Here is a 26,334-nt window from a genome sequence, read left to right on the forward strand (position 1 = left end):
CGAGGAGCATCCATCCATGGCCCCCGCCGCCGGCAAGACCTTCCCTCGCGCGACGTATCGGGTCCAACTGAATGGCGAGTTCGGCTTCGACCGCACCGCCGCCATCGCCGACTATATCGCCCGCCTGGGCGTCAGCCATCTCTACGCCTCGCCCTACATGAAGGCGCGGCCGGGCAGCACCCACGGCTACGACATCGTCAATCACAATGAGCTGAATCCTGAAGTCGGCGATCAGAACGCCTTCCGCGACCTGACCGAAGCACTCAAGCGCAACAATCTCGGCCAGATCCTCGACTTCGTCCCCAACCATATGGGCGTCGGCGGCTCCGACAACGAATGGTGGTTGAGCGTCCTGGAGTGGGGTCAGGAAAGCCCGTATGCCGGGTATTTCGACGTCGAATGGGAATCCGACTACCGCTATCTGCAAGGCAAGATCCTGGTGCCCTTCCTCGGCGACCAGTACGGTGCAGTGCTGGTTTCGGGAGGACTGGAGCTGCGCTTCGACAGCGAAACCGGCAGCTTCGCCGTCTGGGCCTACGGCAGCCACAAGCTGCCCGTGCGCCCACGGGATTACGGCATCATCCTCGGCGACGACCATTCCGACCTGGAGCGGCTCGCCGACGCCTTCACCCACCTCGACGACGCCCGTCCCCACCAGCTTCGGCGCGCGCAGGACCTGAAGGAGGATCTGGCGACCCTGGTGGCGGGCCGTCCGGATGTCGCCGACGCGATCAACCAGCGCCTCGCGGTCTTCCGCGGCTATGCCGGGGAAATGGAGACCTGGAGCCATCTGCACGAGCTGATCGGTCGTCAGAACTGGCGCGTCGCCTATTTCAAGGTGGCGGCCGACGACATCAACTACCGCCGCTTCTTCAACATCAACGAACTTGCCGGCCTTCGCATGGACGAGCCGGAACTGTTCGGCGTCACCCACCGGCTCGTCCTGGCGATGGTGGAGGACGGCACGCTCGACGGCATCCGCATCGACCACATCGACGGGCTGATCGATCCCAAGGGCTACTGCCAACGGCTGGTCCAGGCGGCATCGAAGCCGTTCTACCTGGTGGTCGAGAAGATCCTGGCCCGTCACGAGCGGCTGCGCGAGGACTGGCCGATCGACGGCACCACCGGCTATGAGTTCGCCAACCTGATGGGCGGCCTCTTCGTCGACCCGAAGGGCGAGGATGCCTTCACCCGCCTTTATGCCGGGTTCATCGGCCGCGACCAGTCCTTCGAGGACGTGGTGCAGCAGTCGAAGATCCGCATCATGGAAAGCGAGATGGCGAGCGAGCTGAACGTGCTGTCGCGCAAGGCCGCGCGCATCGCCCGCTCGAACCCGGCCACCGCCGATTTCACCGCCAACATCCTGCACCAGGCGCTGAAGGAGACCATCGCACGCTTCCCCGTCTACCGAACCTATGTCGACGGCACCGCTCCCAGCGACCTGGATCGCCGCGACATCGACTGGGCAATCTCCCAGGCCCGGCGGGTCGAGCAGGGTCCGGACGGATCGGTCTATGATTTCGTGCAGCGGCTCCTGACCACCGATCTGGTTGCGGCGCCGAAGAGCGGCTATAGCCGCCGACAGGTCACGCGCTTCGCCATGCGCTTCCAGCAGTACAGCGGCCCTGTCATGGCCAAGGGGTTGGAAGACACAGCCTTCTACCGCTACAACCGGTTGGTGGCCCTCAACGAGGTCGGCGGCCATCCCGACCATTTCGGCGTAAGCGTCGCCGCCTTCCACCGGGCGAACCAGGATCGCGCGCGCAACTGGCCGGGCAACATGCTGACCAGCACCACCCATGACACCAAGCGCGGCGAGGACACCCGCGCCCGCCTGTACGCGCTGTCGGAAATGCCGGACGAATGGGAACGGCAGGTCCAGACCTGGAGCCGGCTGCTGCGCGCGCGCCGCGGCGACGTCGAGGGCACGGCGCCGCCCGACCGCAACGACGAATACCTGTTCTACCAGCTCCTGCTCGGCGCCTGGCCGGCTGAATTGACCGGCGTGGCGCCGGAGCAGATCGAGCCGGCGGCGATGACCGCCTTCGCCGAGCGCATCGTCGGCGCCATGACCAAGTCGATGCGCGAGGCGAAGCTGCACACCACCTGGGCCGCACCCAACGAGGCCTATGAGAGCGCCGTCACCAGCTTCATCCACGACGCGCTCGACGTGAACCGCCGCAATGCATTCCTGGAGGCCTTCCTTCCCTTCCAGGCGACCGTGGCGCGGATCGGCATGGTCAACGGGCTGGCCCAGACCCTGCTGAAGCTAACCTGCCCTGGGGTTCCGGACATCTACCAGGGCTGCGAGCTGTGGAACCTCAGCCTCGTCGATCCGGACAACCGGCTGCCGGTGGATTACGAGGCCCGCCGCAGCCTGCTAGCCGAGGTGGAAGAAGCGGTCGAACGCGGCGGCACCGCGGCACTTCTGGACCGCTGGACTGATGGGGCGATCAAGCTCGCCGTCACCCGGCAGGCGCTGGCTTTGCGTTCGGAACTGCCGGCGGCGTTCGAGGCCGGCGAGTATCTGCCGCTGGAGGCGACCGGCGACAAGGCCGACCATGTCGTCGCCTATGCGCGGCGCCAAGGCGACGACACCGTGGTGGTCGCCGTGCCACGTCTGGCCGGCGCCCTGGGGCAAGGCCCCGATTGGGGCAACACCTCCGTGCCGCTGCCACGCGGGGCACGCTGGCGTGATCGCCTGACCGGCAAGACGGTGGAGGGCGGCGATGCCATCCAGGTCTCCGCATTGTTCGCCGACCTGCCGGTGGCCCTGCTGGTGCGCGAAGGCTGAGCGGTGCCGTTGAGCAGGCTGGGCACCGTGACGATGCTCCGCCTGCTCCAAGGCCAAAGGGCGCGCGATTTCTCGCGCGCCCTTCCTGAATCGATGCCGTCGATGGATGAAACCCGAAGATACGGGTGTCCACGATCAGCGGGTAGGATCAGCGGCCGGGATCAGCGGCCGGTGCTGCCACCCGACCCCGTCGAGCCGCTCATTCCGCTGCTGCCGGGCTGCTGCGTGCCGATCGGGCCGTCCGATCCGGTGCCCATCGAACCGCTGTTGCCCAGGCTGTTGCCGCCCGTGCCGCTGGTCGAGCTGGATGAGCCGGAGCCGGTCATCGAGCCGCGGCCCGATGAGCCGCTGGTTCCGTTGTCCATGCCGGACCGTCCGGTGGTGCCGGAGTTGCTGTCGACGCCCCCCATGCTGCCGCAGCCGAGCGGGTTGTTGGAGGTGCAGGGCGGATTGGTCTGGTTGGCGTTCACGTCCGGACCGGCACTGTTGGCGGCCGGGCTGCCGGAGATCGAGCCGCTGTCGGCGGCGAACGCCGGGGCGGCGAGCAGGACGACGGCGGTGGCGGCGCTGATCATGAGGCTCTTCATGACGATTCCTTTCGCTGGTGGGTCCGGCGTTCGATGCCGGAACCGCGTGTTCGTGGGACCATCAGGGAAATGGCTGCCAGGGAAATGGCCGGAGCCGCGACGACGGCCCCTCGCCGACGGCGCCGACTTGAATGGCCGGCTGGAAGGGATGGAACATCGTCGCATTCATCGGCACCAACAGGACGAGGACGAAATGGTTGCGCCCTCCGCCGCAACGTCTGTCGGAAATCAACATGCGGCCGCCGGCCGAACCGGAACGGCCGAACCGGAGATGATGCCCAAGGCCCGGAACACAAAAGCCCGCCGGACTGGGCGGGCTTCGAAGGTGCTGGGCAGGGTGTTGGCGGGGTGCCGGGCAAGTGCTCCGGAGGAGGTGACTTTCCCCCTCGCGATCAGGCCGATCTGGCTCTCGGCACCGCAGCCGCAAGCGCGGCGGAACCGGCGAACAGCTCCAGCGAGTCCGGCTTGGACGACGGACGCAGGCCGCCCAGGATCTCGCCGGCAGTGCCGATGGCGGCGACCAGTGCATCCGGCATCACCGGCTTGCGCAGCAGGCCCATGGCGAAGTCTCGGGCATCCTCGGCATGGTGCTCGAAGCCGGTCATCAGCAGCGACGGGACGCCGCTCTCCTGCCACAGGCGCCGCGCCAGCACCAGTCCGTTCTCGCCACCGGCCAGATTGACGTCGACCAGAGCCAGGTCGGGACATTCGCGGGCGGAAACACGCGCGGCCTTGACGGCATCGCGCAGCGGTCCGACCACGGTGTATCCCGCATTCTCAAGAACAGCCTTGACGGCCGGACCGATCAGCGGATCGTCCTCGACGACGAGCAACTTCAAGACGGTACGCTCCCATGATGCATGGTGCGGGCTTATAGCCCGCCCTGTCCGGATTTCGAAGCGAATTGGCTTCGATCGACTGAACCGCCCATGTTTGTCGCGGTTCCCCTCCGTTCAAGAGGTCGAAGGGGTACCCCCTTACGTTCATGGATGCTTACTGAACGTCCGGCTTTGAAACATACACCATTGTGTACCGTTTTACCTGTATGCGAGAGAGGAATCGAAGCATGGCATTCGTTGAATTGACCGACACGAGCGGGGCATCCGTTCTGGTGAACCCGATCTGTGTGGCCTACCTGAAGGAGCGCACAGGCGGCGGAGAGATGCGGACGGAGATTTACATCAGCGGCAGGCACGAGCCGCTTCTCGTCGCGGGTGCCCCCACCGACATCGCCAACGCGCTGGAGAAGGCCGCCCCTACCCCGCCCGACCCGACCATGTCGTTGCTCGCGTGACCCGGGCTGGCGTGAAGGGCGGGGTTGCGGCGGGGGCGGGGGCGGCCGCGCCCCCGTCCCTTCGCCCGAACGGAGGGGCTCACTCCCTCGGATAATCCGGCACCCGCTTTTCGAAGAAGGCGGCAATGCCTTCCGCCGCCTCCACACCATGCAGCGCTTCGGCGAAGAGGGCCGCCTCGCGGTCAAGCTGCTCGTCGGCAGGCCCGAACCCGCTCTCGATCAGCCGCTTGGCCCGCCCGATCGCCAGCGTCGGCCCCTCGGCCAGGCGCGCAGCCCAGGCCGTCGCCTCGGCCAGCGCGGTACCGGGCGGCACCAGCCGGTTGACGATGGCGAGTTGGCCCAGCCGCTTGGCGCCGATCCGCCCACCCTCGAACATGATCTCCGCGGCGAGTTGCGGGGTCGCCGCCCGCGCCAGGAAGGCGGACCCGCCGCCGTCGGGCGTCAGGCCGACCTTGACATAGGCGAGCGTGAAGGCCGCATCCTCCGCCGCGACGATCAGGTCGCAGCCGAGCGCCAGGGAGAAGCCGGCCCCGGCAGCCGTACCTTCCACCGCGGCGATCACCGGTTTGGGGCAGGCGCGCATCGCCCGTGTCCAGCCATGGAAGCTCTCGAGATTGGCGCGGATCTCGCCTGGATCGGCCCGCGCGTTGTCGAGCAGCCTGCCGAGATTGCCGCCGGAACAGAAGGTGCCGTTGGCGCCGGCCAGCACCACCGCCCCGACGCCGGCATCGGCTGCCGCGTCGACCAGAGCGTCTCGGGCGGCCGCCATCATGTCGGGACCGAGCGCGTTCCTGGTGGCTGCGTCGTCCATGGTCAGCACCATCACGCGCCCCTGTCGCGCGACGGTCATGTGTCCGGTCATCGTTCCGTTCCCTCCCGGTTCTCGCTGCCCGGCCGGTATTTGAACATGCCTTCCGAAGTGGCGACCAGCGCACCGGTGTCGCGATGGCGGATCTCCGCCGCCACACCGATGATCTTGCGTCCGCCGCCGCGCAGTCGGCCGGTGGCGACGAGCGTACCCGTACGGGCCTGTCCGAGGAAGCTGGTCGACAGGGACAGCGTCACGACCCGGCGCACCCGGTTTGGAAATGGGCAGTATGTCGCCGAAAATCCGGAAACGGTGTCCAGCAGGGTGGCCAGGACGCCGCCATGAACCACGCCCGCCCTGTTGAGATGGCGGTCATCGATCGGCATCTCCAGTTCCGCCATCCCGTCCTCCCAACGACTGAGCACGTAGCCCAACAGCTTCTGGAAGCCCGAGGGCGCCTCGCCGTTCAGCAGATCGTCCATTCTCCCTCCCATCCGGCATCCGTTTCGTGCATGGAGTAAAGCGCATGCCGGCATTCCGGATCCAGCCGTTCGCCCCCGGCGGCGACCGTTTGGCTGCCGCGGTCCGCCGCACGTGGTCCCCACCTCTGCTCGCCCAAGAGGCATGGCACGGATCCGAGAGGCTGCCGCGCATCCGTGCGGGCTTGCCAACCTGGGGGAAGCGGTTACCCTTCGCAGAACGTCATTGGAGGGTTTGGGATGATCGATCTCTATTTCTGGCCGACGCCGAACGGCCACAAGATCACGATCTTTCTGGAAGAGGCGGGGCTGGACTACCAGTTCAAGCCGGTGAACATCTCCACCGGCGACCAGTTCAAGCCGGACTTCCTGGCCTTCTCGCCGAACAACCGCATGCCGGCCATTATCGACAGCGCCCCGGCGGACGGCGGCGAGCCGATCAGCGTGTTCGAATCGGGAGCCATCCTCGTCTACCTGGCCGAGAAGACCGGCAAGTTCCTGCCCAGCGATCCCCGTGGCCGCAAGACGGTGCTGGAATGGCTGTTCTGGCAGGTCGGCGGCCTGGGCCCGATGGCCGGACAGAACCACCACTTCGTTCAGTATGCGCCGGAGCGGATCCCCTACGCCATGGACCGGTATGTCAAGGAAACCGGGCGCCTCTACGGCGTGATGGACAGGCGACTTGCCGGCAACGAGTTCCTGGGCGGCTCCGACCTGTCGATCGCCGACATGGCCAGCTATCCCTGGATCGTCCCGCACGAACGCCAGCAGCAGAATCTCGCCGATTTCCCCAACCTGAAACGCTGGTTCGACGCCATCAAGGAGCGCCCCGCCGTGGTCCGCGCCTATGAGAAGGGCCAGGCGGTGAACCCGAACCGGACGCCGACCGTGAACGAAGACAGCAAGAAGATCCTGTTCGGCCAGTCGGCCGATACGGTGAAGCGCTGACATCCCATCCACCGTCCCGGTGGCCGCAGACAACCGGGACGGTGGAAATCGGGGCCGCGGAAAGGGATAGGCCGCCCACAATCAGCCTTACCCTTTTTCTCTGCGCAGACTTTCGGGCAGCCCCGGCGTAGACGGGACCGTTCGGACGGCCAGGGTGTTGTTTTCGGCAGAGAGTATCTTCCGGAGACGCCGCGCCGATGAGCATCAGGCCCGACACCGACGCCGACGGCACCGCCATCGTCACCGAACCGGGTGAGATCGATATCGCCCTCCACGCGCTGCCGCCAGCCGAGGCGTTGGAAGCGGTGTGGACCGAACTGGAATCCCGCTCCAACTCCTCCTTCTTCCTGTCCTGGCTGTGGATCGGCCCGTGGTTGGCGCTGATGCCGGCGGGCGTCGATCCTCAGCTTCTTGTCGCCCGCCGAGGCGGCGATCTGGTCGGACTGGCCCTGCTCTGTCCGCGTCGGCGCCGGCGGTTCGGCCTGCTGCGCGGCTGCTGCTGGATGCTCCATGAAACCGGTGACCGCACCTATGACCGGCTGTTCATGGAATACAACGGCATCCTGGCCGATCGCCGCTTCGCCGACGCGGTGGCCGAGGCGGCCATGCTATGGCTGGTCGGGCGCCTGGGCAACACGGACGAGCTTGTCCTCGGCGGCCTGACCGCATCCGCCGAACGCGCCGCCCGCCGTGTGGCGGCCCGGACCGGTCATACGCTGCAACTGCGGACGGCCGACTCCACGCAATGGGTCGACCTGGAGAAGGTGCGGGCACATGGCGGACGCTTCCGCGACGGGCTGGGGCGCAACACTCGGTCGGCGGTGAATCGGACGGAGCGCCTCTACCGCGCCCGCGGCCCGTTGGAATACCGCGTTGCGGCCACCGTCGAAGAGGCGATGGAGGATTTCGCCGCCTTGGAGGTGCTGCATCAGGCCGGCTGGCAGGCGCGTGGGCAGGCTGGTGCCTTCTCCAACCCAGCCTTCCGCCCCTTTCATGAGCGCCTGATAACGGCGGGTGTCCCGCGCGGTGCGGTCCGGCTGTGCCGGGTGAGCGCCGGCGGCGGGCCGATCGGGTACCTCTACAACTTCGTCCATCACGACCGTGTGCTGAACTATCAGGGCGGCTTCGCGTTCGAGCCCGACAACCGGTTGAAGCCCGGCCTTCTGAGCCATGTGCTCGCCATCGAGGAGGCGCTGGCACGCGGCGAGGAAGCCTACGACTTCATGTCGACGCCGGCCGGCCACAAGCCGCTGCTATCCAATGCCGACCAGCCGATGAACTGGCTGTCCCTGGGACCCGACCGGCTCAGCCGCCGGCTTGAGGCGACGATGCGCCAAGCGCGCGGTGTGGTCGGCGATGCCGTCAAACGGACGCTGCGCGGCTGGACGGCTCCGGCAAAGGGCATTTGAAGGTCGACGGGAACCGACGGGAGGGTTCGTGCAATGAGGCCCATCATGACGAAGACCGGGCAGGCGCATGGGCCTTTGGCCTGTGTCCTGGGCGACATGGATCTGGTGCGGCCGTTGGGGCTGGCCAAGATTCGCTGTGCCGTGGTGGCACCTGGGGACAGTGCCGCCGCCCACTCCCGCTTCACCGACCGGCTGCTGGCCTGGGATGGTGCCTGCGACGGGGCGCTGGTCGACCGGCTGCTGCGCTTTGGAGCCGCACACCCCGAAAAGCCGGTTCTCTACTTCCAGGACGACGCCCAGCTCCTCATGGTGTCGCGCCACCGCGACCGGCTGGCCGGCGTCTTCCGCTTCGCCCTCGCCTCGCCGGACCTGGTCGAGACCCTGGTCGACAAGGGGCGGTTCCAGGAACTGGCCGATCGCCTGGACCTTCCGGTGCCGCGCACTCGCCGGCTGCGTCCTGCCCCCGGCAGCGAGGCGCCCGAACTCGATCTCGACTACCCGTTGATCGTCAAGCCGCTGACGCGCCGCCCGCCCTGGGACGAGATCGAGGGGTGGGGCAAGGCCATCCGGCTGGATGGGCCTGAGGATCTGCGGGCGCTGTGGCCACGCCTGATCCCCGTCGGCATCGATCTGCTGGCACAGGAAATGGTCCCGGGGGCGGAGACCCGAATCGAGAGCCACCATCTCTATATCGATCCGGACGGCGAGGTCGCCGGGGAGTTCACCGGCCGCAAGATCCGTACCTACCCGCTCGATTTTGGCCACAGCACCGCCCTCACCATCACCGACATCCATGGCGAGGGCGCCGACGTCGCGGCGTTGGGACGCGGGATCGCCAAGCGGATCGGCCTGACCGGTGTCGCGAAGTTCGATTTCAAGCGCGGCCCCGACGGTCGCCTGCATCTTCTGGAGATCAACCCCCGCTTCAACCTGTGGCACCATCTCGGCGCAGTGGCCGGGGTGAACCTGCCGGCACTGGTGCAGGCCGACCTGACCGGCCGGCCGCGCCCCACCCCGGCCTCCGCGACCGCGCGGCCGGGTGCCCGCTGGTGCCACATCAGCCGCGACCGCCTCGCGGCCCGCGACAGCGGCGTGCCGACGCTGCGCTGGGTCGCGTGGGTCGCCGGCTGCGAGGCGAAGGCGATCATGCCCGACGACCCGATGCCGTTCCTCCGCCCCAAGCTGGACAAACTGCTGGCTCGCATCCCGGGTGGCCGGCCGCCCCGGCTCGCAAAGCCGTGATCCGCGCCGCTGGCAGGGCATACCCATGAAGATCGCCCTCATCTCCGACATCCACGCCAACCTGGAAGCCCTGGGCGCCACCCTTGATGCCATCACGGCCGAAGGAGCCGACCGCATCGTCTGCCTGGGCGACATCGTCGGTTACAATACCGACGCCGCCGCCTGCACGGCGCTGCTGCGACGGGCCGGGGTCATCTGCATCGCCGGCAACCACGACCGTGCGGTCACCGGCGCCATTGGAACCACCGGGTTCAGCGGGCCGGCAGCCAGGGCCGTCGAATGGACCCGTCGGCGCCTGGACGATGAAACGCGTGGCTTCCTCGCCGCCCTGCCGCTGACGGCCGTGGTCGACGGGGTGCTGGTCGCCGTCCATGGCGCCCTGCATCCGGAAGCTGGCAAGGAACTCGTCCGGCTGGATGACGACGCCAAGCGGATGCTCAGCCTGAAGGCGCTTGCCGCCCACCCGTCCGGTGCCCGCCTCTGCGCCTTCGGCCATACCCATCGGGCCGGCCTGTGGGAACTGCATGTCGGCACCCTCCGCGCCGTTCCCATCGACGGAGGTGCGGACCTGCGGGCCGACGCCCACTACCTGCTCAACCCCGGCACGGTCGGCGAGCCGCGGGGGTCCGACAGCCGTGCGAGTTTCGCCTGCCTCGACACCATTCACCATCGGATCACCTTCCACCGCGTCGCCTATGCCCGGCGGGCCGCGCTCGCCAAAACCCGCAAGGCCGGGCTGGCGCCACGTTTTGCCGCAGTCCCCGCGCCGGTGCGCATGCGGTTGATCGAAATTCTTCGCATTCTCGGTGTTTACGAACGGCTGAAACGCATTCTCCCCCGGCGCGCATCAGCATTATGACAGTCCCGTAACGCGGCTGCGCTTCAATAGCCCGGCCGAAATGAGCATAATCCCGGCTTGGGGGGCACCAGTGACGCCGGGCTATGGATAAGAACGCTGTTATGAGTGGCGCCGGGGCAAGAACACCGTTCCGGTTCAGCCGTGGCTTGTCGTCGGTGATCGTTCCCGCCGTGATTGGCGGATTGCTCATCCTCGGCTCCGGGCTCTCGCCGTCCAGCGCGCTGGCCGACCCCGGTACGGCCGACACCACCCTGCCCGTCCGGGTGACGATCCTCTATGCCCAAGGCACGACAGACCTTCAAGAAACCGGCGGACGCGGCGGCTTGGCTCGGTTGGCCGGCGTCATCCGGCAGGAGAAGGCGTCGCATGACAATGTGCTGGTCCTGCACGGCGGGCAGACGCTGGCCCCCTCGGTGCTCGCCTTCTACGACCAGGGCGCACACATCATCGACCTGCTGAACGGCATGCCCATCGACGTGATGGCGGCGCTCAACCGCGAATTCCACCATGGCGACGACAAGCTGAGCGCCCGCGCCTTCGAGGCCGGCTTTCCCATCGTCAGCACCAACGCGGTCGACCGGTCCACCGGCCGCCCGCCCGAGGGGCTGGAGGAGGCCGTGGTCTTGAAGGCCGGCCCCCTACAGGTCGGCGTGCTTGCCGCCACCCCCCTCCTGACTCATGAAACCACGCGCGCGCACAACACCGAGTTCCGCGATCCGGTGACGGCGCTGGCGGCGAAGGCCGCAGCCCTGCGGGCCGATGGCGTCGACCTGGTGGTGGCCATGACCGGCTATGTCGGCGATACCCACCGCGCGGTCCTGTCCGCGAAGCCGGCCGACATCGTGCTGTACCAGGACCGGAACCGTCCCTTCGCCGTCGATTACGACGGGCGGTTCCTGTCGGCGACCAGCGGCCCCCAGGCGGCCTTCGTTCTTGCCATCGACCTCCTGGTAGAGCGGAAGGCCGGAACGGACGGACGGATCCGGACCTCCTGGACCCCGGCCGTACGGGTGATCGATACGGCTGCGGCCACTCCCGATCCCGCCATCGACGTCCGCGCCAAAGCCTACGCGGCGCGGCTCGACACCATGCTGAACATGGAGGTGGGACGTCTCACCGCACCGCTCGACACCCGGCGCGAAGCCTTGCGCAGCGGCGAGAACGCCTTCGCCAACGCCGTGGCCGACACCCTGCGCCGGACGCTGGATGCCGACGTGGCGCTCATCAACGGCGGCGGCATCCGCGGCGACCGCCTCTATCCGGCCGGCACGCTGCTGACCCGTCGCGACATCTATGGCGAACTGCCCTACCATGATGTCGGCGTGGTGCTGGACGTGACGGGCAACCAACTCCGGGAGGCAATCGAAAGCGGCGTCTCCGCCGTCGAGCAGTTGCAGGGACGCTTCCCGCATCTGTCGAATGCCGAGGCAAAGATCGATCTCGGCCGTCCGCCCGGACAGCGGCTCCGCAGCTTGGCCGTCGGTGGAAAGGCCGTCGTTCCCGGTGCCCATTACCGCCTCGCCACCAGCAGCTTCCTGGCTGCCGGCGGCGACGGTTACGGCATGTTGGCCGGCGTGCCACGGCTGGTCGAGGACCGCGACACCGACTTCATATCCACCCAACTGATCGAACAGATCGCCCGCAGCGGCGCTTTCGCGCCCCGCCTCGACGGCCGGATGGCGGTGACGCGGTGAAGGCGGTGATGGCGACCCTGGCGGCGCGGGAAGCCGTGATGTCCAGCGCGGACATGGTGGGGCGGAGCGATGCGCCAAGCCCGCCGCCCCAGCGGCGGAGGCGGTTCGGCATCGCCCTGCGCATCTCGCTGGGTTTATCGGTGATGGCGCTGCTGGTGATGCTGATCGGCGGCTTGTCGATCTCGTCCTTCCGCCTTTTCCGGGCGGAGGTCACCGTCTTGTCGACCAGCACCCTGCCGGAGATGATGACCAGTGGCGATCTGTATGGATCTCTGCAGAAGCTGGTCGCGCAGTTGCCGCAGCTTGCCGGCGCCACCTCGACGCCCCAGCGCCGGTCCATCTACAACGGCCTGGTAGCCGAACTGGACGCGATGCAGCTCCTGGCCGCCCGCATGCGCGCGCTGCTGAAGGACAACGGCGTGGCCGGCCCGGAGCGGGATGGCGGCAGGGATGGCGAGATGCGGCTGCTGGAGCAGACGCGCTCCACCCTGCTCATCCTCGCGGCCACCGTTGCCGACCTCAACGCAGAGGTCACCCGCCAGATCGAGAGTTCCGACCGCCAAGCGGAGGCGGCGCGTGGCCTGACACGGCTGGCGGCATCCATGGATAGCCTTCCCGATGCCGGGGCCTGGGCGGCCGGGGTCGGCGCGCTGACGGCCCGCGCCGCCGGCGCCACCCAGCTCGACCACCTGAGCCGGCTCAAGGGCGAAGCGCGTGCGGCGGAACGCCTGCTCGCCGACCTGGGCCAGCGCGCCGCCGCGGCTCCCGCTCCGGTCGGCCAGGTGATGGCCACCATGCACGAGGAGCTTTTCACCCTGCTGCTGGCGCCGGAAGGCTTGTTCGAAAGCTCCATCGAGCGCCTCCAGGCGCGCAACCGCGCGCAGGCGCTGACTGGGCAGGCCCGCGTGCTGGTGGAAAAGGTCGAGCGTTCGACGCGCAGCCTCTACGACTCGATCCGCGGCCTGTCGGAGGAGCGTACCGGCGCGCTGGCCAGGTTGATCACCATGCGGACGCGGGCTGTGATGCTGCTCGGCGGGGCGTCGCTGATCCTCGCCGTCGGCGTCTACTTCGTCTTTCGCCGCTTCCTGTCGTCCCGGCTGGTGGCGCTTAATCATGCGGTCCTCGCCCGCTTGGCGGGCGGCCGGACGCGGACGGGCCAGGCGATGGTCCAGATCCCCGTCGACGGCGACGACGAGATCACCGATATCGGCGGTTCGGTCCGTTATTTCATCGATGAGATCGACCGGCGGCAACGGGCGCTCGCCGACAACGAGCGGCGGTTCCGCGATCTGGTCGAAGGGTCGATACAGGGCATCGTCATCCACCGGGACTTCCACCCGCTCTACGCCAACGGTTCCTTCGCGTCGATGCTCGGCCTCACGGTCGCGGAAGCCGTCGCCCTCCCCTCCCTGCTTGCGCTGGTGGCGGTGGAGGAGCGGCAACTGCTGATCGACAACTACGACCAGTTGATGACGGGGGCACCGCCTTCATCGCCCCGGCGGATGCGGGCCTGGCGGCCGGACGGCGGCAGCCTGTGGGTGGAACTGACGGAGCGGCGCGTCGATTGGCTGGACGGCCCGGCGATCCAGGGGGTGGTGGTCGACGTCACCCGCGAGGTCGAGGCCGAGGCGGCGTTGCGCCAGTCCCGTGATGCCGCCGAACGCGCGCTCGACGAGTTGAGGGCGACCCAGGCCAGCCTGATCCAGGCCGAGAAGATGGCGTCGCTCGGCCAACTGGTGGCCGGCGTCGCCCACGAGGTCAACACCCCGATCGGCATCACCATCACCGGCGCCTCGCAGATCCAGACACTGGTCAAGGAAGTGTCCGACCGCCACGAAGCCAATGCACTTAGGAAATCCGACTTCCATCGCTTCCTCGGCGATACGCTGGAGATGGCGAACCTGATCCTGTCGAACAGCACCCGTGCCGCCAACCTGGTCCAGAGCTTCAAGCTGGTCGCCGTCGACCAGTCGAGCGACGAACGCCGCCGTTTCCTGCTGAAGGATTACATCGACGAACTGCTGCGCAGCCTGCACCCGACCTACAAGACCCGGACCACCCTGGGGATCGCCGTCGACTGCCCGCCCGACCTGGAGCTTGATGGATATCCTGGTGCGCTCTCGCAGATTCTGACCAATCTCGTGATGAACGCGCTCATCCATGCACTGGCCCCGGAACGCCCTGGGCGCATTGGCATCGCAGCCCGCCTGCTTGCGGACGATTGCGTCGAGTTGTCGGTCGCCGACGACGGCCAGGGGATCGCGCCGGAGGTCCTGCCCAAGATCTTCGATCCCTTCTTCACCACCCGTCGAGGCAATGGGGGAAGCGGGCTGGGGCTGCACATCGTCTACAACCTGGTGACCGGGCGTTTGCGCGGCGCCATTTCGGTGGAGAGCCGGTCCGGCGAAGGCACCCGGTTCACGCTGCTTTTCCCCCGCGTCACGGCAACCGGCTGACCGTCCGGCGTCAGCGCACTGGCCCCTCGAACCAGTGGCGCCCCTTGCGATCCTCCACTTCGATCACCCAGACATCGGGATCGTAGCGGAGCTGGCGGGCGATGTAGGCATCGGCATCCGCCTCCGGCACCGGGTCGGGGCCGGTGCCACGCGACCAGAACAACCGCTCCCCATCCCCTTCGCGCGCCTGCACCAGCACCATGAAGGTCCGGTCGAGACGATTCAGCTTCAGGATGACCGTTCCGCGACTGGGATCGCCCTTGCGCATCACGGTCATCGCCACGCCCTCGGCGTCGGCGGCGCGGATGTGGGCGGAAACCCAGAGATGCGTCGGAAGCCGGTTGTCCATGCCGATACCCTGTCCCCTTGTCTTGCGTCCCGCTTCCCGCGTCCTGCCACGACGGTTCGGTCGCATACCGCCTCGCTCTTCCCGCCGCTCCGGTGTAGAGAGGGGGCATGGGTACAGTCCTGGACGCTCTCGACGCCGCCGTCAATCACCACCTCGCGGGCAATGCCGACGCGGCGGCATCCATCTACCGCGCGATCCTGACGGCGGAACCGGCCCAGCCGGAGGCCCTGCACCTGTTCGGCGTCCTTCGGGCACAGTCCGCTGATGCCACGGCCGCCATCCTCCTGATCTCACGCGCGATCCGCGTCCGGCCGTCGGCAGCCCCCCCTTGGGGGCATCTGGGCGCCGCCCTGCGGGTCGCCGGACGGCTGGAGACGGCCGAGCTGGTGCTGCGGCGAGCGCTGGCGCTCGATCCCGCCAACGGCGATGCCGTGGAGGCGCTGGGCGCCTCGCTGCATGGCACGGCCCTCTACCAGGCCGCCCGCTCCTGGCTGACGCGGGGATGGCGGCTGCGGCCGGATCACCTCGACACGCTGACGAATCTCGGCACTGTCCTGCGGGACCAGCGCCGCTTCGACGAGGCGGATGCCTGTTTCGCGGCAGTGCTGGCCCGTGCGCCCGCCCATGCCAACGCCCATCTGGCCCATGCGACGGGCCGGCTGCTGCGCGGCGACCTGCGCGCCGGATGGGAGGGGTTCGAACATCGCTGGCACCGCTTTCCCGCGCCGCCCTGGGCCGGCCAACCACTCGGCGGCGCCACCCTGCTGCTGCATATGGAACAGGGTTTCGGCGATTCCATCCAGTTCGTCCGCTACGCCCCACTTGCGGCGCGACTGGCGGCACAGGGCGGCGGCCGTGTCATGGTCGAGACGCATCCGCTGCTGTTCCGCCTGTTCCGCAGCCTCGGCCCGACCGTGCAGGTGCTCATTCGTGGCCCGGAACCGCCGCCACACGACCTCCATTGCCCACTGATGAGCCTGCCGCGTGCCTTCGGCACCGATCTTTCGTCCATTCCCGCCACAATCCCCTACCTTGCCCCAGAGCCGGGCGACGTTCTGCGCTGGCGCGACCGGTTGGGCGTGATGCCGTCCGCCGGGGTCGAGCCTGCGGCCTTGCGGGTTGGGCTGGTTTGGGCCGGAAATCCCCGCCACGCCAACGACCGCAACCGCTCGTTGCCAGTCGATTCGCTGCGACCGCTGCTTGCCGTGCCCGGCGTGCGCTTCTTCAGCCTGCAGACCGGCGATGCCCGTGCCGATCTGGCCCGCCTGCCCTTTTCGCGGGAAGGAGGTATGGTGGAGGACGTGATGGAGCGGGTGCGGGACTTCGCCGACACCGCAGCCATCCTGTCGAATCTCGACCTGCTGATCACCGTCGACACCGCGATCGTCCACCTGGCGGGAGCATTGGGGGTTCCCGCCTGGCTGCTCCTGCCCCACGTTCCTGACTGGCGGTGGCTTCTCGACCGTGCCGACAGCCCCTGGTACCCGTCGCTGCGGCTGTTCCGCCAGCCGCGTCCCGGCGACTGGCCGACGGCGCTCGGCACCGTCGCGGCGGTGCTGAAGGCCCATATGCAGCGGGCGGCGCGCCGCTGATGCCGCCCGGCCGAAAAGGCGGGAGCTTTCTTCCCCTCCTTGGCCGCCGGCACTAGGCGAAACTTTCCCACCCCCCGGCAAAATCGGGCGCTACGGCCGGTGAAGGCGCCTTGTGCGAGCGGCACCAACGGGTTGGTGGCTCCGCGGAAGTTGGCATTCCGCTTGCTAGAGAGGACACAGAAGACCTCTGCCCTTTCTTTCGGAGACCCCGGCCATGAGCATTTTCGGTTCGATGACAACCGCCGTTCTCGGCCTGAATGCCCAGTCCAAAGCGCTCGGACACATTTCGGACAACATCGCGAACAGCTCGACCATCGGCTACAAGCGGGTGGATTCCGCGTTCGAGACGATGGTCCTCCAGTCCAGCCAGCGCCTGCACGAGCCGGGCGGGGTCACGGCGCAGCCGGTCTTCATGAACAACATCCAGGGCAACCTGTCCACGGTGCAGAGCCCGACCAACATCGCCATCCAGGGCCAGGGCTTCTTCAGCGTCTCCAAGATCAGCACCCAGGGCAGCAGCACGCTGGTTCAGACCCAGACCGGCACCGTCGCATCGACCGCCGCCTACTACACACGGGCCGGCGACTTCGAGCTGGACAAGAGCCGTTATCTGGTCAACAGCGCCGGCTATGCCCTGAACGGCTGGCTTGTGGATCCGGTGACAGGCACGCTCCACAAGGATCAGGTCGCACCGATCCAGGTGAATTCGCTGATCGACAAGCCGGTGGCGACCAACTCCATCGACCTGTCGGCCAACCTGCCCGCGACCCCTACCCCCGGCCAGAAGGTCCCCGACAGCAGCATCCAGATCTTCGACAGCCAGGGCAACCCGCGGACCGTCAATTTCAAGTGGCGGCAGCAGGCCGACGGCGACTGGCGGATGGTCCTGGACGCACCGGGATCGAACTCCAAGCCTGTGGACGGCACCTTCACCGGAAACCCGGCGACGATCACCTTCGGCCAGAACATCGCAGGCCAGACCGCCGTGGCTCAGGTCAACGTCGTCACCATCACCGGCAACAACACCAACGGGCAGGACAACCTGCGTGTTGGCGACGTGTATTCGGTGAAAGTCGACGGAACCACCTACAGCCTCAAGGTCACGGCCGATAACATCGGCTCTATCCGCACCTATTCGGGCCTCGCCGGCGCTCTGGCGAACCAGATCAACTCGGCCTCGCCGGCGGCCTCGGTGCTTGCCACCTCGTCCGGCCAGCAGATCCGTGTGACCGCGCGCAACGCAGGTACGCCCTTCAAATTGAATACGGAGGTGGTTTCGGGCACGGAAACCAGGAACACCATCGTCCAGCAGGCATCCACTGCGGCCACTGGCAGCGCCGGCGAAATCGACAAGTTCCAGTTTCCGCAAACCCAGGTAGAAATCGGCGACTCGTTCCGCATCAGCGTGAATGGTAAGCCCATCACCTATACGGTGACCGCGGCTAGCTATCAGAGCTATCCGACCATCAGCGACGTCGTGTCCCAGTTGGCCGGCAAGATCAACCAGGCACTCGGATCGAGCGTCACGGCCTCGGCCGCCGGCAATATTCTGTCGATTCAAGCGAATACCGCCGGGGCCAACGTCAACACCTCATTCAACTATCTAAACTCTTCCCCGGGCGTGAACACCATGAGCTCGCTGCCATCGGTGGCCAGCGTGGCCGGTGTCCGCCAGAGCCGCACCGTTACGCTGACCGGCACGCCGGGCGACATCGGCACCCAGTACACGATCAGTGTCAACGGTACGGCGGTGACCTATTCCACCACCGGCGACGAGATGACCATGGAGGACATCACCGCGGCACTGGCGAACAAGATCAACTCCAACACGTCGCTGTCGGTAACGGCATCGGCACAAGGCGGCGTTATCACGGTGACGGCAAAGACGGCGGCATCGCCTACCAGCACCAACACCATGTCCGGCACCGGAAGCATCGTCATGGGCGGCGCATCGACCGTCGATGTCGGCGACACGTATAGCGTCAAAACGAATGTGGGCACCTTCTCCCTACCCATCACCAATGCCAACGTCGGCACCTACAACACGCCGCAAAAAGTCCTCGCCTACCTCGCCGCTCAGATCAACGCCAATGGCGGTTCCGCCAACGTCACCGGAAATACGCTGAACGTCACAAGCGACGCCACGGCGACCGGCACCGTTTCGGATGCTCCCGTTCAGCAATTCACCCTCAGCCAATCCGCCGTGATAGGCCAGACCCCTGCCCATATCGGGCTGACCTTCGGCAAGACGCCGGAAACCGTGGGCACGCTGACCAACATCTCGACGGCACTGGTCGGCACCGGAACGGCGGTCAGCGCCGCCACACAGTCGGCGGGAGCGGATGCCACGGTGACCTTCACCGTCGATTACGGTTTCGGCCCGCAGCAGATTACCCTCAATCTCGGCAAATACCAGAAGCCGGGCGGCCTCACCCAATATGCCGGCGAGGAAATCAACGTCACCCAGCTCGTCCAGAACGGAGCACCGCGCGGGCAGTTCAAGGATGTCGTGTTCGGCGACAATGGAACGGTGCTGGTCAATTACGACAACGGCCGCTCCAAGGTTATCGCCAAAGTTCCGATCATCACCTTCAACAACCCCAACGCCCTGCAGCGGGAGTCCGGCGGCGTGTTCACCGAGAGCGAGGATGCGGGCAAGCCGAACTTCAACGATCCGGAGACCAACGGTGCCGGCGCGGTGATCGCCAACAGCGTGGAGGGCTCCAACGTCGACATCGCCGACGAGTTCACCAAGATGATCGTCACCCAGCGCAGCTATTCCGCCAACGCCAAGATCGTCACCACCTCGGACGAGATGCTCCAGGAAGTGCTTGGTCTGAAGCGCTAAGCGCCTGACGGCCTGACGGGGCGGCCATGCCGCCCCGCCCCTCCCGATCCCCGAAAGGTCCCCTGCCATGTCCCTCTTCGCAGCCTTGAACAGCGCGACCGCCGGTCTGCGCACCGTCCAGGCCAATGTGAAGCTGGTCTCGGACAACATCGCGCAGGCCAACGACCCCAACCGCACGCGTCACACCGCCCAGCAGTCGGTGGACAACAGCGGCCAGGTCATCAGCACCACCTACCGCCGCGAGGTCGACACGGCCCTGTTGGCGCAGGTGCAGGACCTGATGTCGCGGGACGGCGGATCGGAAACGACGGCGACCTACATGCAGCAGCTCGGCGACATGCTGCGCACCACCAACGGCACGCCGCTGCTGAACGACTACGCCGACAAGTTCCAGGCAGCGGTCAAGACGCTCGCCACCTCGCCGGAAAACGAGACCGCGCAGTACCAGCTCGTCCAGGCAGCGGACAACTTCTCCCGCGAGATCCGCCGCGTCTCCGAAGGGGTGGAGAAGCTCGGCCGCGACATGAAGCAGGATCTTGGCTCCTCGGTCGACAAGGTCAACGACCTGCTGAAGCAGATCAACCAGATCAACAACGACTCCGTATCGCTGCAGTCGCAGGGGTCGGCGGCGAACTCGGTGGCCGACAAGCGCGACGGCCTGATCCGCGAACTCAGCACCTACCTGAACGTCCGCCAGGTGGACCGGCCCGACGGACGGGTGGCGCTGTTCACCCCGTCGGGCCTGGCGCTGGTCGACGCCAAGCCGGCAACTCTTTCCTATGACGGCGGCAATATCAACCTACAGGTCGGCAATCAAGTCACCACGATCGACAACCACCTGACGTCCGGCAAGCTCGGCGCGCTGCTGACCATGACCAAGGACGGCTCGACCAGCGAGCCGCCGACCGCCCCGAGCGGCGACCCGACGGCGGAGATCATCCGCAAGCTGCGCTCGCAGCTCGACGAGTTCGCCAACGCCTTCACCGGCGCCACCAAGCCCGGCGAGCCCACCAGCTTCGCCGACGCCTACGACGATGCCAGCCCCGCCGCCGCCGGCGAGCAGGCCAACCAGTTCTTCACGGGGAACGACCGCTTTTCCATCGCGGTGAACGCCAAGCTCCTCGACAGCACCGCGAAGGTCAAGGGAACCGCCATCAACGGCATGGTGTCCGCCCTGAACTCGGCCGGCCGCAGCTTCAATGCCGACGGCTTGGCGATGAAGGACACCACCTACAGCGCCATGGGCAGCGCGATCACCGGGACCTGGATGGCCGCGGCGAAGACGGCCAACAACACCCGTGATTCGGACAAGGCGTCGATGCAGTTGCTGACCGAGCGCTACCAGTCCCAGACCGGCGTCAACATTGACGAGGAAATCGCCCAGCTTCAACAGCTCCAGACGTCCTACCAGGCTTCGGCACGAGTCATGCAAGTGGCCAATGCCATGTTTGACGCGTTGGAGGCGGTTGTCCGATGAGCTCGATTACGGGAGTCAGCAGCTACTCGCAGTATCTGAGCCTTGTCCGGAATCTGTCCGGCGGCCAGAACGACGTCAATCGGCTGTCGGAGCAGTTGACGACCGGCAAGAAGTCGGTCGACCTCAATGCCTACGGCCCCGAAGTCCAGAAGCTTCTCGACCTGCGGTCCGAGATGGCCAAGCGCCAGAATTACGTTCAGAGCATCGACACCGCGGCGCCACGGCTGAAGGCGACGGACACGGTGCTGACCTCGCTGGAGTCGATCGTCTCCAGTTGGACGTCGAGCAGCACCATGCCCTTCCAGCCTGGCCCCGCCAGCGTGACGTCGCCCGTCAACACCAATCCCAAGGGCATGATGGTGGCTGTGGACTCCGCCAAGTCCAAGCTGACGGTCGGCGCGCAATACACGGTCACCGCCGTCCCCTCGCAGACCGGCCCGAACGGAACCTTCGACGTGACGGTGACCGACGGGCTGGGCGGCAAGACCACGCGCCCGATCAACCTCGGCACCACCCCGCCGAACGACGGCAAGGGCTACAACTTCACCATCGCCGGCGGTCCGGGCGAAGGCGCCATGCTGAACCTCAGCTTCGACAAGCTGACCGCCTCCGCCAGCAGCAGCTTCTCCGTGTCCTTTCCCCAGGCCGATCAGATGAAGGAGCGGATCGAGGGCGACATGCGCGACGTCCAGGCGCTGCTGAACCAGCGCTTCGGCGACCGCTACCTGTTCGCGGGCTCGCGCTTCGGCACCGAACCGGTCACCGACCTGATGGCGACGAAGCAGACCAGCAAGGTCACGCTGAACGGCGCGGTGGTGAACCCTGACGATTACTTCGAGGTGACGGTTTCGGGCAAGACCTTCGGGTACCAGGCGGTGGCCGGCGACACGCTGAGCATCGTGGCGCGCGGGCTGTCCAGCCAGATCAATGCGGCCTCGCCGGCCCTGCCGATGACGGTATCCAGCTCCAACGGTATCATCACGCTGATCGGCAACGAGCCCGGCCAGAAATTCGACGTCGCCGCCCGTGTCACCAATGCCGCCACCATCGAGAACAGCATCTCCTCGCCAACAACCACCCAGGCGCCGACGACCTTGCTCAATCAGGTCGACAGCTTCACGCTGAACGGCGTGAACGTCGACATCGGCGACACCTTCGAGTTCACCGTGGCGGTCGGCGACCCGGACGATCCCTACAACCGGACCTACTACACCCAGCATCCGAACGAGCCGCAGGACCTGCCGCCCTACCAGACCTACACCGTGCGCTACACGGTCACCGACACCGACTATGATGCGGGCGTCACCGACGTCGACCACGTCGCCGACAAACTGCGCCAGCAGTTCGCCACCCTGAAGCCGGCACCGCCGGCAACCATTGATCCGCTGGGCAGCGGTCCCGGCATTTCGCTGACCAGCACCGGCAAAGCCGACCCGAACCATCCCAGCCGCAGTTCGCTGTTCTCGACGTCGGCGACGGTCACCAACGGCTCGCTGAACAACACGGTCACCGTGGCCACCCTGCCGCCGGAGCAGGACGATCTCGACGACGTCCCCTACACCGACCCACCCGGCCTGCCCTTCTACGACAGCGAGTACCGCAGCAAGGGAACGAACGCGGCCGCCTACACCAAGTCGTTGGTGACGGTCGACGACAATCTGAACGTGACTTATGGCGTCAGCTCCGACGACAAGTCGATCCAGAGCCTGGTTCGGGCGATGCGGCTGGTGCGGACGGCGGCGACCAATCCGGGCAAGTGGGACGAGTACACCTCCCAGGCCCGCGAATTGCTGACTCAGGCCAAGGACCAGATCCGCTCCATCCATGCCAAGGTCGCCTCCGACAGCGCGACGCTGGAAGACACCAAGACGGCCCATACCGACGCCATCGCCACCCTGACCGACCGTGCGGCCAAGATCGAGGGTATCGACCAGACCGAGGTGGCGGCCCAGGTCAGCAGCGCGATGAATGTCCTGCAGGCGACCTATGCCGTGGCCGGCCAGACGAAAAAGCTGTCGCTGCTGAACTACCTGGCGTGATCGCCAAACATCAAGGGGGCGGCCCTTGCGGACCGCCCCCTTGCCTCTCACCCTGCCCATCCCGTCACTTGGAACGGCCGGCGGTCTGGACGAAGTTGTCGTAGGGCAGTTCCGCGACGCGGAACCAAAGCTGCACCTCTTCCAGGAACGGCTTCCAACTGTCATAGACCGACTTGAAGTCCGGGTTGGACTTGGCAATGTCCTCGTACAGCTCGAAGGCGATCTTGTGGGCCGCCTCCATCAGGTCGCGCGGGTAGGGCCGCAGGACCGCCCCCTTGGCGACCAGGCGCTTCAATGCCTTGGCGTTCTCCGCATCGTATCGCGCGGTCATCGCGCCGTTGCCTTCGGCGCATGCCGCGGCAAGGATCGCCTGATAGGACTTGGGCAGCGCCTCCCATTCCTGCTGGTTGACATAGAGCGAGACCTGCGGCCCGCCTTCCCACCAACCCGGATAGTAGTAGTACTTGGCAACCTGGAAGAAGCCGAGCTTCTCGTCGTCGTAAGGGCCGACGAACTCGACGGCGTCGATGGTGCCCTTCTCCAGGGCCGGATAGATGTCGCTGCCGGCGATCTGGGTCGGAGCGGCGCCCAGCTTGGCCATGATCTGGCCGGTGATGCCGGCGATGCGGATCTTGAGGCCGTTGAAGTCCTCGAGCGACTTGATTTCCTTGCGGTACCAACCGCCCATCTGGGCGCCGGTGTTCCCGGCGGGGAACTGGACGATGTTGTGCTTCTTGAAGAAGGCCCGCATCACCTCCTGGCCGCCGCCATACTGGTACCAGGCGTTCTGCTGGCGGGCGTTGGGGCCGAAGGGAACGGTGGTGTCGAAGGCGAAGGTCGGATCCTTGCCGACATAGTAGTAGCCGCAGGTGTGGCCGCACTGGACCGTGCCGTTCTGCACGGCATCGAGCACCTGCAGTCCGGGGACCAGCTCACCGCCGGCATGGACGCGAATCTGGAACTTGCCGTCGGTCGCCTCGGCGACGCGCTTGGCGATCAGCTCGGAGGTACCGATCAGGATGTCGGTGCTCTTGGGAAAGCTGGAAGCCAGGCGCCACTGGATCGCAGGCTGCGACTGGGCGATGGCCGGAGCCGCGAGGGTGGAGGCCGCAACGGTCGAAACGGTGCCAACGCCGGCCTTGGTGAGGAACGCTCTTCTTTTCACTCCCGCTACTCCACTTGATTGTCTGTGGCCCGCATAATTTCCATGACCCGCGGCGAATCAGGGAATTACAGGCGTTTAGCCTATCGTGTAACAAAGCATCCGATGCGGCGGCCTGCATCGCACAATTGTGCATGCCTGCCTTTCGGGGTGTACCGAGGCTCCCCGAAAGAACAGGTCCAGGCGACGGGAGGCGGTCAGCGGGAGGGGCGCAACCGGCCAAGGAAGGCGGATAGTGGCGGCATGACCAGCAGTCGGCCGTCGGCCGCCACCTCGGGCGAGGCGGAGCCCGGCGCGCGCGGCACGATGAGCGCCTCCACCTCGCCGCGGCCGCGCATGGAGAATTCGGCCGGCCGGTCGGCGAGATTGAAGACGGCCAGAAGACGCTCCCCGTCGAGCGTCCGTTCGAACGACAGCAGATCGCCATGATCCTCCACGGCGGCAACCGAGCCGCTGCGCAGGATCTCGTGGTCGTGGCGCAGGGCCAGCGCCGCGCGCCACACCGCGAGCGGGCTGCCTGCCAAGCGCTCCTGCCGGTCAACGGCAAGCGCGGCATGAGGCGGCGGGACCGGCAGCCACGGTTCGCCGCTGCTGAAGCCGGCATTCGGTTCGTCGCCGCGCCACGGCATCGGCGTGCGGCTGCCGTCGCGGCCAGGAAAGTCGGGCCAATAGGTGATCCCAAAAGGATCGCGCAACTGATGCTGTTCCAGGACCGCATTCGGCAGGCCGAGTTCCTCGCCCTGGTAGACGCAGACGGTGCCGGGAAGGGAAGCCGCCAGCATGGCCAGCAAGGCGTTGAACACCTCCGGATCGGCTCCCTCCGGCAGCCAGCGGCTGGCCGCCCGCTCGACGTCGTGGTTCGAAAGGCTCCAGCAGATGGAGTCCGGACGGGGTACCGCCGCCAGCGCCTGGGAGAAGCCCTTGGCACTGAACGGTTGCTTGGCCAGCGACAGGGTGTAGGCGGCATGCAGGCCCTGCGGCGTGCAGTAGGCGGCGATGCGTTGCACGGCGCCGGGCTGGCTCGACAGCTCGCCCAGCAGCACACGTCCGGGATAGCGGTCGACCGTCTCGCGCAGGCGCGCCAGGATGCCGCCGATCGCCGGGTGCATCATGTCGTAGACATGCTGCTGAAGGGCGAAGGGCTTCAGCGGCGGCTCGGCTTCGCGCCACACCGCGGCCGGGTTGGAGCGGAGTTGCGGGTCATGGGCGAAGAAATCCACCGCGTCGATGCGGAAGCCGTCCACGCCGCGCTCCATCCAGAAGGCCGCCGTCTCGCACAGCGCATCCATCACCGCCGGCTCATGCAGGTTCAGCGCCGGCTGGCTGGGCAGGAAATGGTGCAGGTAATATTGCCGCCGCCGCGGCTCCCAACTCCAGGCGGCTCCTCCGAAGACCGACAGCCAATTGTTGGGTGCCGTGCCGTCGGGCTTGGCATCCGCCCAGACATACCAGTCGGCCCTGTCGCCCGCCCGCGACCGCCGGCTGTCGATGAACCAGGGATGGGCATCGGAGGTGTGGCCGCAGACGAGGTCGACCAGCACCTTCAGCCCGAGGCCGTGGGCACGCTCCACCAGCCGGTCGAAAACAGTGAGGTTGCCCATGCGTGGGTCGACCGCGCGGTGGTCGGCGACATCGTAACCGAAATCCTTCCGGGGCGACGGGTAGAAGGGACTGATCCACACGCCGTCGACCCCAAGGGAGGCCACGTGGTCCAAGCCTTCCAGTACCCCCTCGAGGTCGCCCCAGCCGTCGCCTCCACGGTCGCGGAAGCTGAGCGGGTAGATCTGGTAGATGGCCGCGCCGTTCAGCCAGGACGGGTCGGGACCGGAAGGCGGCATCCGCAGGAACGTCTGGGTCAAGGATCGGGCTCCGCGCCATGGACAGGTGATCAGCTTCCACCGGCATGGCTAACGAAAGGTTACCGCCGCCTGTACTCACCACCCATGCCTTTCGCATGACACAGCCGATCGGGCAGGACCTTGAGGACGAGCCTCCAAGGGGTTGGCGGCGTTGCGGACGGCCTCTATACCACCCGGCAAGTCACCGGCGGGGAGCGGACGGGATGGCACGATGGTGAAGACGGCGGACCGGCCTGCGGGTCCAAGGAAGGAGGGCGCCACCCGTAGCCCGGCCATCCTGCCGGCCAGGGCGGCACCACACCGGCTGTTGCCGATCGGCTGCCTGGCGCTGGCGGCCGCGGTCCTCGCCGTCCCTGCCGCCGCGACCGAGCCTGCGGATACACCGTTGCCTGCCACTCCGCAAACCGGCACGCCGCCGGACCTCGCGGCCCCTTC

19 protein-coding genes are annotated in these 26,334 nt (G+C 67.0%); 12 read left to right on the top strand and 7 right to left on the bottom strand.

Features of this window, described 5'->3' with window-relative positions:
- The first annotated feature begins 16 nt into the window (after nt 1-16).
- Nucleotides 17-2,797 (top strand): malto-oligosyltrehalose synthase, encoded by a 2,781-nt coding sequence (gene treY, locus J2850_RS08635; RefSeq protein ID WP_209980611.1) that lies wholly within the window; start codon nt 17-19, stop codon nt 2,795-2,797.
- Between the two features lie 161 nt (nt 2,798-2,958).
- Here treY and J2850_RS08640 read toward each other — a convergent pair whose 3' ends face one another.
- Together J2850_RS08640 and J2850_RS08645 are read right to left on the bottom strand one after the other, a co-directional pair.
- A complete protein-coding gene (locus J2850_RS08640; RefSeq protein WP_209980613.1) occupies nt 2,959-3,384 on the bottom strand; it encodes a hypothetical protein in 426 nt (141 codons plus the stop codon).
- Nucleotides 3,385-3,776: 392 nt separating this feature from the next.
- Nucleotides 3,777-4,223 (bottom strand): response regulator, encoded by a 447-nt coding sequence (locus J2850_RS08645; RefSeq protein WP_209980615.1) that lies wholly within the window; start codon nt 4,221-4,223, stop codon nt 3,777-3,779.
- 227 nt (nt 4,224-4,450) lie between these two features.
- Here J2850_RS08645 and J2850_RS08650 point away from each other — a divergent pair, with 227 nt between their 5' ends.
- The gene (locus J2850_RS08650) at nt 4,451-4,678 is read left to right on the top strand and encodes a hypothetical protein (protein WP_209980617.1); all 228 of its coding nucleotides are present in this window, start codon (nt 4,451-4,453) and stop codon (nt 4,676-4,678) included.
- Between the two features lie 79 nt (nt 4,679-4,757).
- On the opposite strand, the gene J2850_RS08655 is transcribed toward J2850_RS08650, so the two are convergent.
- The gene (locus J2850_RS08655) at nt 4,758-5,540 is read right to left on the bottom strand and encodes an oxepin-CoA hydrolase, alternative type (protein ID WP_209980619.1); all 783 of its coding nucleotides are present in this window, start codon (nt 5,538-5,540) and stop codon (nt 4,758-4,760) included.
- Complete coding sequence (locus J2850_RS08660) at nt 5,537-5,968, bottom strand: PaaI family thioesterase (RefSeq protein WP_209980620.1); 432 nt, start codon at nt 5,966-5,968, stop codon at nt 5,537-5,539. Before J2850_RS08660 ends, J2850_RS08655 begins: the two co-directional genes overlap by 4 nt.
- Nucleotides 5,969-6,205: 237 nt before the next feature.
- Here J2850_RS08660 and J2850_RS08665 point away from each other — a divergent pair, with 237 nt between their 5' ends.
- The 6 genes from J2850_RS08665 to J2850_RS08690 all read left to right on the top strand — a co-directional run bounded on the left by J2850_RS08665 (nt 6,206) and on the right by J2850_RS08690 (nt 14,573).
- The gene (locus tag J2850_RS08665; protein ID WP_209980622.1) at nt 6,206-6,913 is read left to right on the top strand and encodes a glutathione binding-like protein; all 708 of its coding nucleotides are present in this window, start codon (nt 6,206-6,208) and stop codon (nt 6,911-6,913) included.
- Between the two features lie 197 nt (nt 6,914-7,110).
- The gene (locus J2850_RS08670) at nt 7,111-8,322 is read left to right on the top strand and encodes a GNAT family N-acetyltransferase (RefSeq protein WP_209980624.1); all 1,212 of its coding nucleotides are present in this window, start codon (nt 7,111-7,113) and stop codon (nt 8,320-8,322) included.
- 45 nt (nt 8,323-8,367) lie between these two features.
- Nucleotides 8,368-9,564 carry a carboxylate--amine ligase gene (locus J2850_RS08675; RefSeq protein WP_209980627.1) on the top strand — a complete coding sequence of 399 codons (1,197 nt, stop codon included), beginning with the start codon at nt 8,368-8,370 and terminating at the stop codon, nt 9,562-9,564.
- A 25-nt stretch (nt 9,565-9,589) separates the two neighbouring features.
- Nucleotides 9,590-10,423 carry a metallophosphoesterase family protein gene (locus J2850_RS08680; RefSeq protein WP_209980628.1) on the top strand — a complete coding sequence of 278 codons (834 nt, stop codon included), beginning with the start codon at nt 9,590-9,592 and terminating at the stop codon, nt 10,421-10,423.
- 155 nt (nt 10,424-10,578) lie between these two features.
- A complete protein-coding gene (locus J2850_RS08685) occupies nt 10,579-12,117 on the top strand; it encodes a bifunctional metallophosphatase/5'-nucleotidase (RefSeq protein ID WP_307354198.1) in 1,539 nt (512 codons plus the stop codon).
- 38 nt (nt 12,118-12,155) lie between these two features.
- On the top strand, nt 12,156-14,573 hold the full coding sequence (locus J2850_RS08690) for an ATP-binding protein (protein ID WP_246512912.1): 2,418 nt from the start codon (nt 12,156-12,158) through the stop codon (nt 14,571-14,573).
- Nucleotides 14,574-14,583: 10 nt separating this feature from the next.
- On the opposite strand, the gene J2850_RS08695 is transcribed toward J2850_RS08690, so the two are convergent.
- Nucleotides 14,584-14,922: a DUF1491 family protein gene (locus J2850_RS08695; RefSeq protein WP_209980633.1), complete on the bottom strand. Its 339-nt coding sequence runs from the start codon at nt 14,920-14,922 to the stop codon at nt 14,584-14,586.
- Nucleotides 14,923-15,029: 107 nt separating this feature from the next.
- Here J2850_RS08695 and J2850_RS08700 point away from each other — a divergent pair, with 107 nt between their 5' ends.
- The 4 genes from J2850_RS08700 (at nt 15,030) to J2850_RS08715 (ending at nt 22,878) form a co-directional block, all read left to right on the top strand.
- Nucleotides 15,030-16,514: a tetratricopeptide repeat protein gene (locus J2850_RS08700; RefSeq protein WP_209980635.1), complete on the top strand. Its 1,485-nt coding sequence runs from the start codon at nt 15,030-15,032 to the stop codon at nt 16,512-16,514.
- 214 nt (nt 16,515-16,728) lie between these two features.
- Nucleotides 16,729-19,362: a flagellar hook-basal body complex protein gene (locus tag J2850_RS08705; protein WP_209980637.1), complete on the top strand. Its 2,634-nt coding sequence runs from the start codon at nt 16,729-16,731 to the stop codon at nt 19,360-19,362.
- A gap of 67 nt (nt 19,363-19,429) precedes the next feature.
- The gene (gene flgK / locus J2850_RS08710; protein ID WP_209980639.1) at nt 19,430-20,839 is read left to right on the top strand and encodes a flagellar hook-associated protein FlgK; all 1,410 of its coding nucleotides are present in this window, start codon (nt 19,430-19,432) and stop codon (nt 20,837-20,839) included.
- Nucleotides 20,836-22,878, top strand: a complete 2,043-nt coding sequence (locus tag J2850_RS08715) for a hypothetical protein (RefSeq protein ID WP_209980641.1) — start codon at nt 20,836-20,838, stop codon at nt 22,876-22,878. The genes flgK and J2850_RS08715 overlap by 4 nt, the downstream gene beginning before the upstream one ends.
- A gap of 64 nt (nt 22,879-22,942) precedes the next feature.
- Here J2850_RS08715 and J2850_RS08720 read toward each other — a convergent pair whose 3' ends face one another.
- Together J2850_RS08720 and J2850_RS08725 are read right to left on the bottom strand one after the other, a co-directional pair.
- Complete coding sequence (locus tag J2850_RS08720) at nt 22,943-24,043, bottom strand: TRAP transporter substrate-binding protein (protein ID WP_209980643.1); 1,101 nt, start codon at nt 24,041-24,043, stop codon at nt 22,943-22,945.
- A gap of 194 nt (nt 24,044-24,237) precedes the next feature.
- Nucleotides 24,238-25,899 carry an alpha-amylase family glycosyl hydrolase gene (locus tag J2850_RS08725; protein WP_246512913.1) on the bottom strand — a complete coding sequence of 554 codons (1,662 nt, stop codon included), beginning with the start codon at nt 25,897-25,899 and terminating at the stop codon, nt 24,238-24,240.
- Between the last annotated feature and the right edge of the window lie 435 nt (nt 25,900-26,334).

The sequence above is a fragment of the Azospirillum picis genome (genome assembly GCF_017876115.1).
Taxonomy (GTDB): Bacteria; Pseudomonadota; Alphaproteobacteria; order Azospirillales; family Azospirillaceae; genus Azospirillum; species Azospirillum picis.

Coding starts and splice junctions, on each gene's coding strand:
- J2850_RS08675 (WP_209980627.1), top strand. CDS start 8,368: ATGACGAAGACCGGGCAGGCGCATGGGCCTTTGGCCTGTGTCCTGGGC.
- treY (WP_209980611.1), top strand. CDS start 17: ATGGCCCCCGCCGCCGGCAAGACCTTCCCTCGCGCGACGTATCGGGTC.
- J2850_RS08660 (WP_209980620.1), bottom strand. CDS start 5,968: ATGGACGATCTGCTGAACGGCGAGGCGCCCTCGGGCTTCCAGAAGCTG.
- J2850_RS08700 (WP_209980635.1), top strand. CDS start 15,030: ATGGGTACAGTCCTGGACGCTCTCGACGCCGCCGTCAATCACCACCTC.
- J2850_RS08705 (WP_209980637.1), top strand. CDS start 16,729: ATGAGCATTTTCGGTTCGATGACAACCGCCGTTCTCGGCCTGAATGCC.
- J2850_RS08650 (WP_209980617.1), top strand. CDS start 4,451: ATGGCATTCGTTGAATTGACCGACACGAGCGGGGCATCCGTTCTGGTG.
- J2850_RS08715 (WP_209980641.1), top strand. CDS start 20,836: ATGAGCTCGATTACGGGAGTCAGCAGCTACTCGCAGTATCTGAGCCTT.
- J2850_RS08695 (WP_209980633.1), bottom strand. CDS start 14,922: ATGGACAACCGGCTTCCGACGCATCTCTGGGTTTCCGCCCACATCCGC.
- J2850_RS08655 (WP_209980619.1), bottom strand. CDS start 5,540: ATGACCGGACACATGACCGTCGCGCGACAGGGGCGCGTGATGGTGCTG.
- J2850_RS08640 (WP_209980613.1), bottom strand. CDS start 3,384: ATGAAGAGCCTCATGATCAGCGCCGCCACCGCCGTCGTCCTGCTCGCC.
- J2850_RS08665 (WP_209980622.1), top strand. CDS start 6,206: ATGATCGATCTCTATTTCTGGCCGACGCCGAACGGCCACAAGATCACG.
- flgK (WP_209980639.1), top strand. CDS start 19,430: ATGTCCCTCTTCGCAGCCTTGAACAGCGCGACCGCCGGTCTGCGCACC.
- J2850_RS08680 (WP_209980628.1), top strand. CDS start 9,590: ATGAAGATCGCCCTCATCTCCGACATCCACGCCAACCTGGAAGCCCTG.
- J2850_RS08670 (WP_209980624.1), top strand. CDS start 7,111: ATGAGCATCAGGCCCGACACCGACGCCGACGGCACCGCCATCGTCACC.
- J2850_RS08690 (WP_246512912.1), top strand. CDS start 12,156: ATGTCCAGCGCGGACATGGTGGGGCGGAGCGATGCGCCAAGCCCGCCG.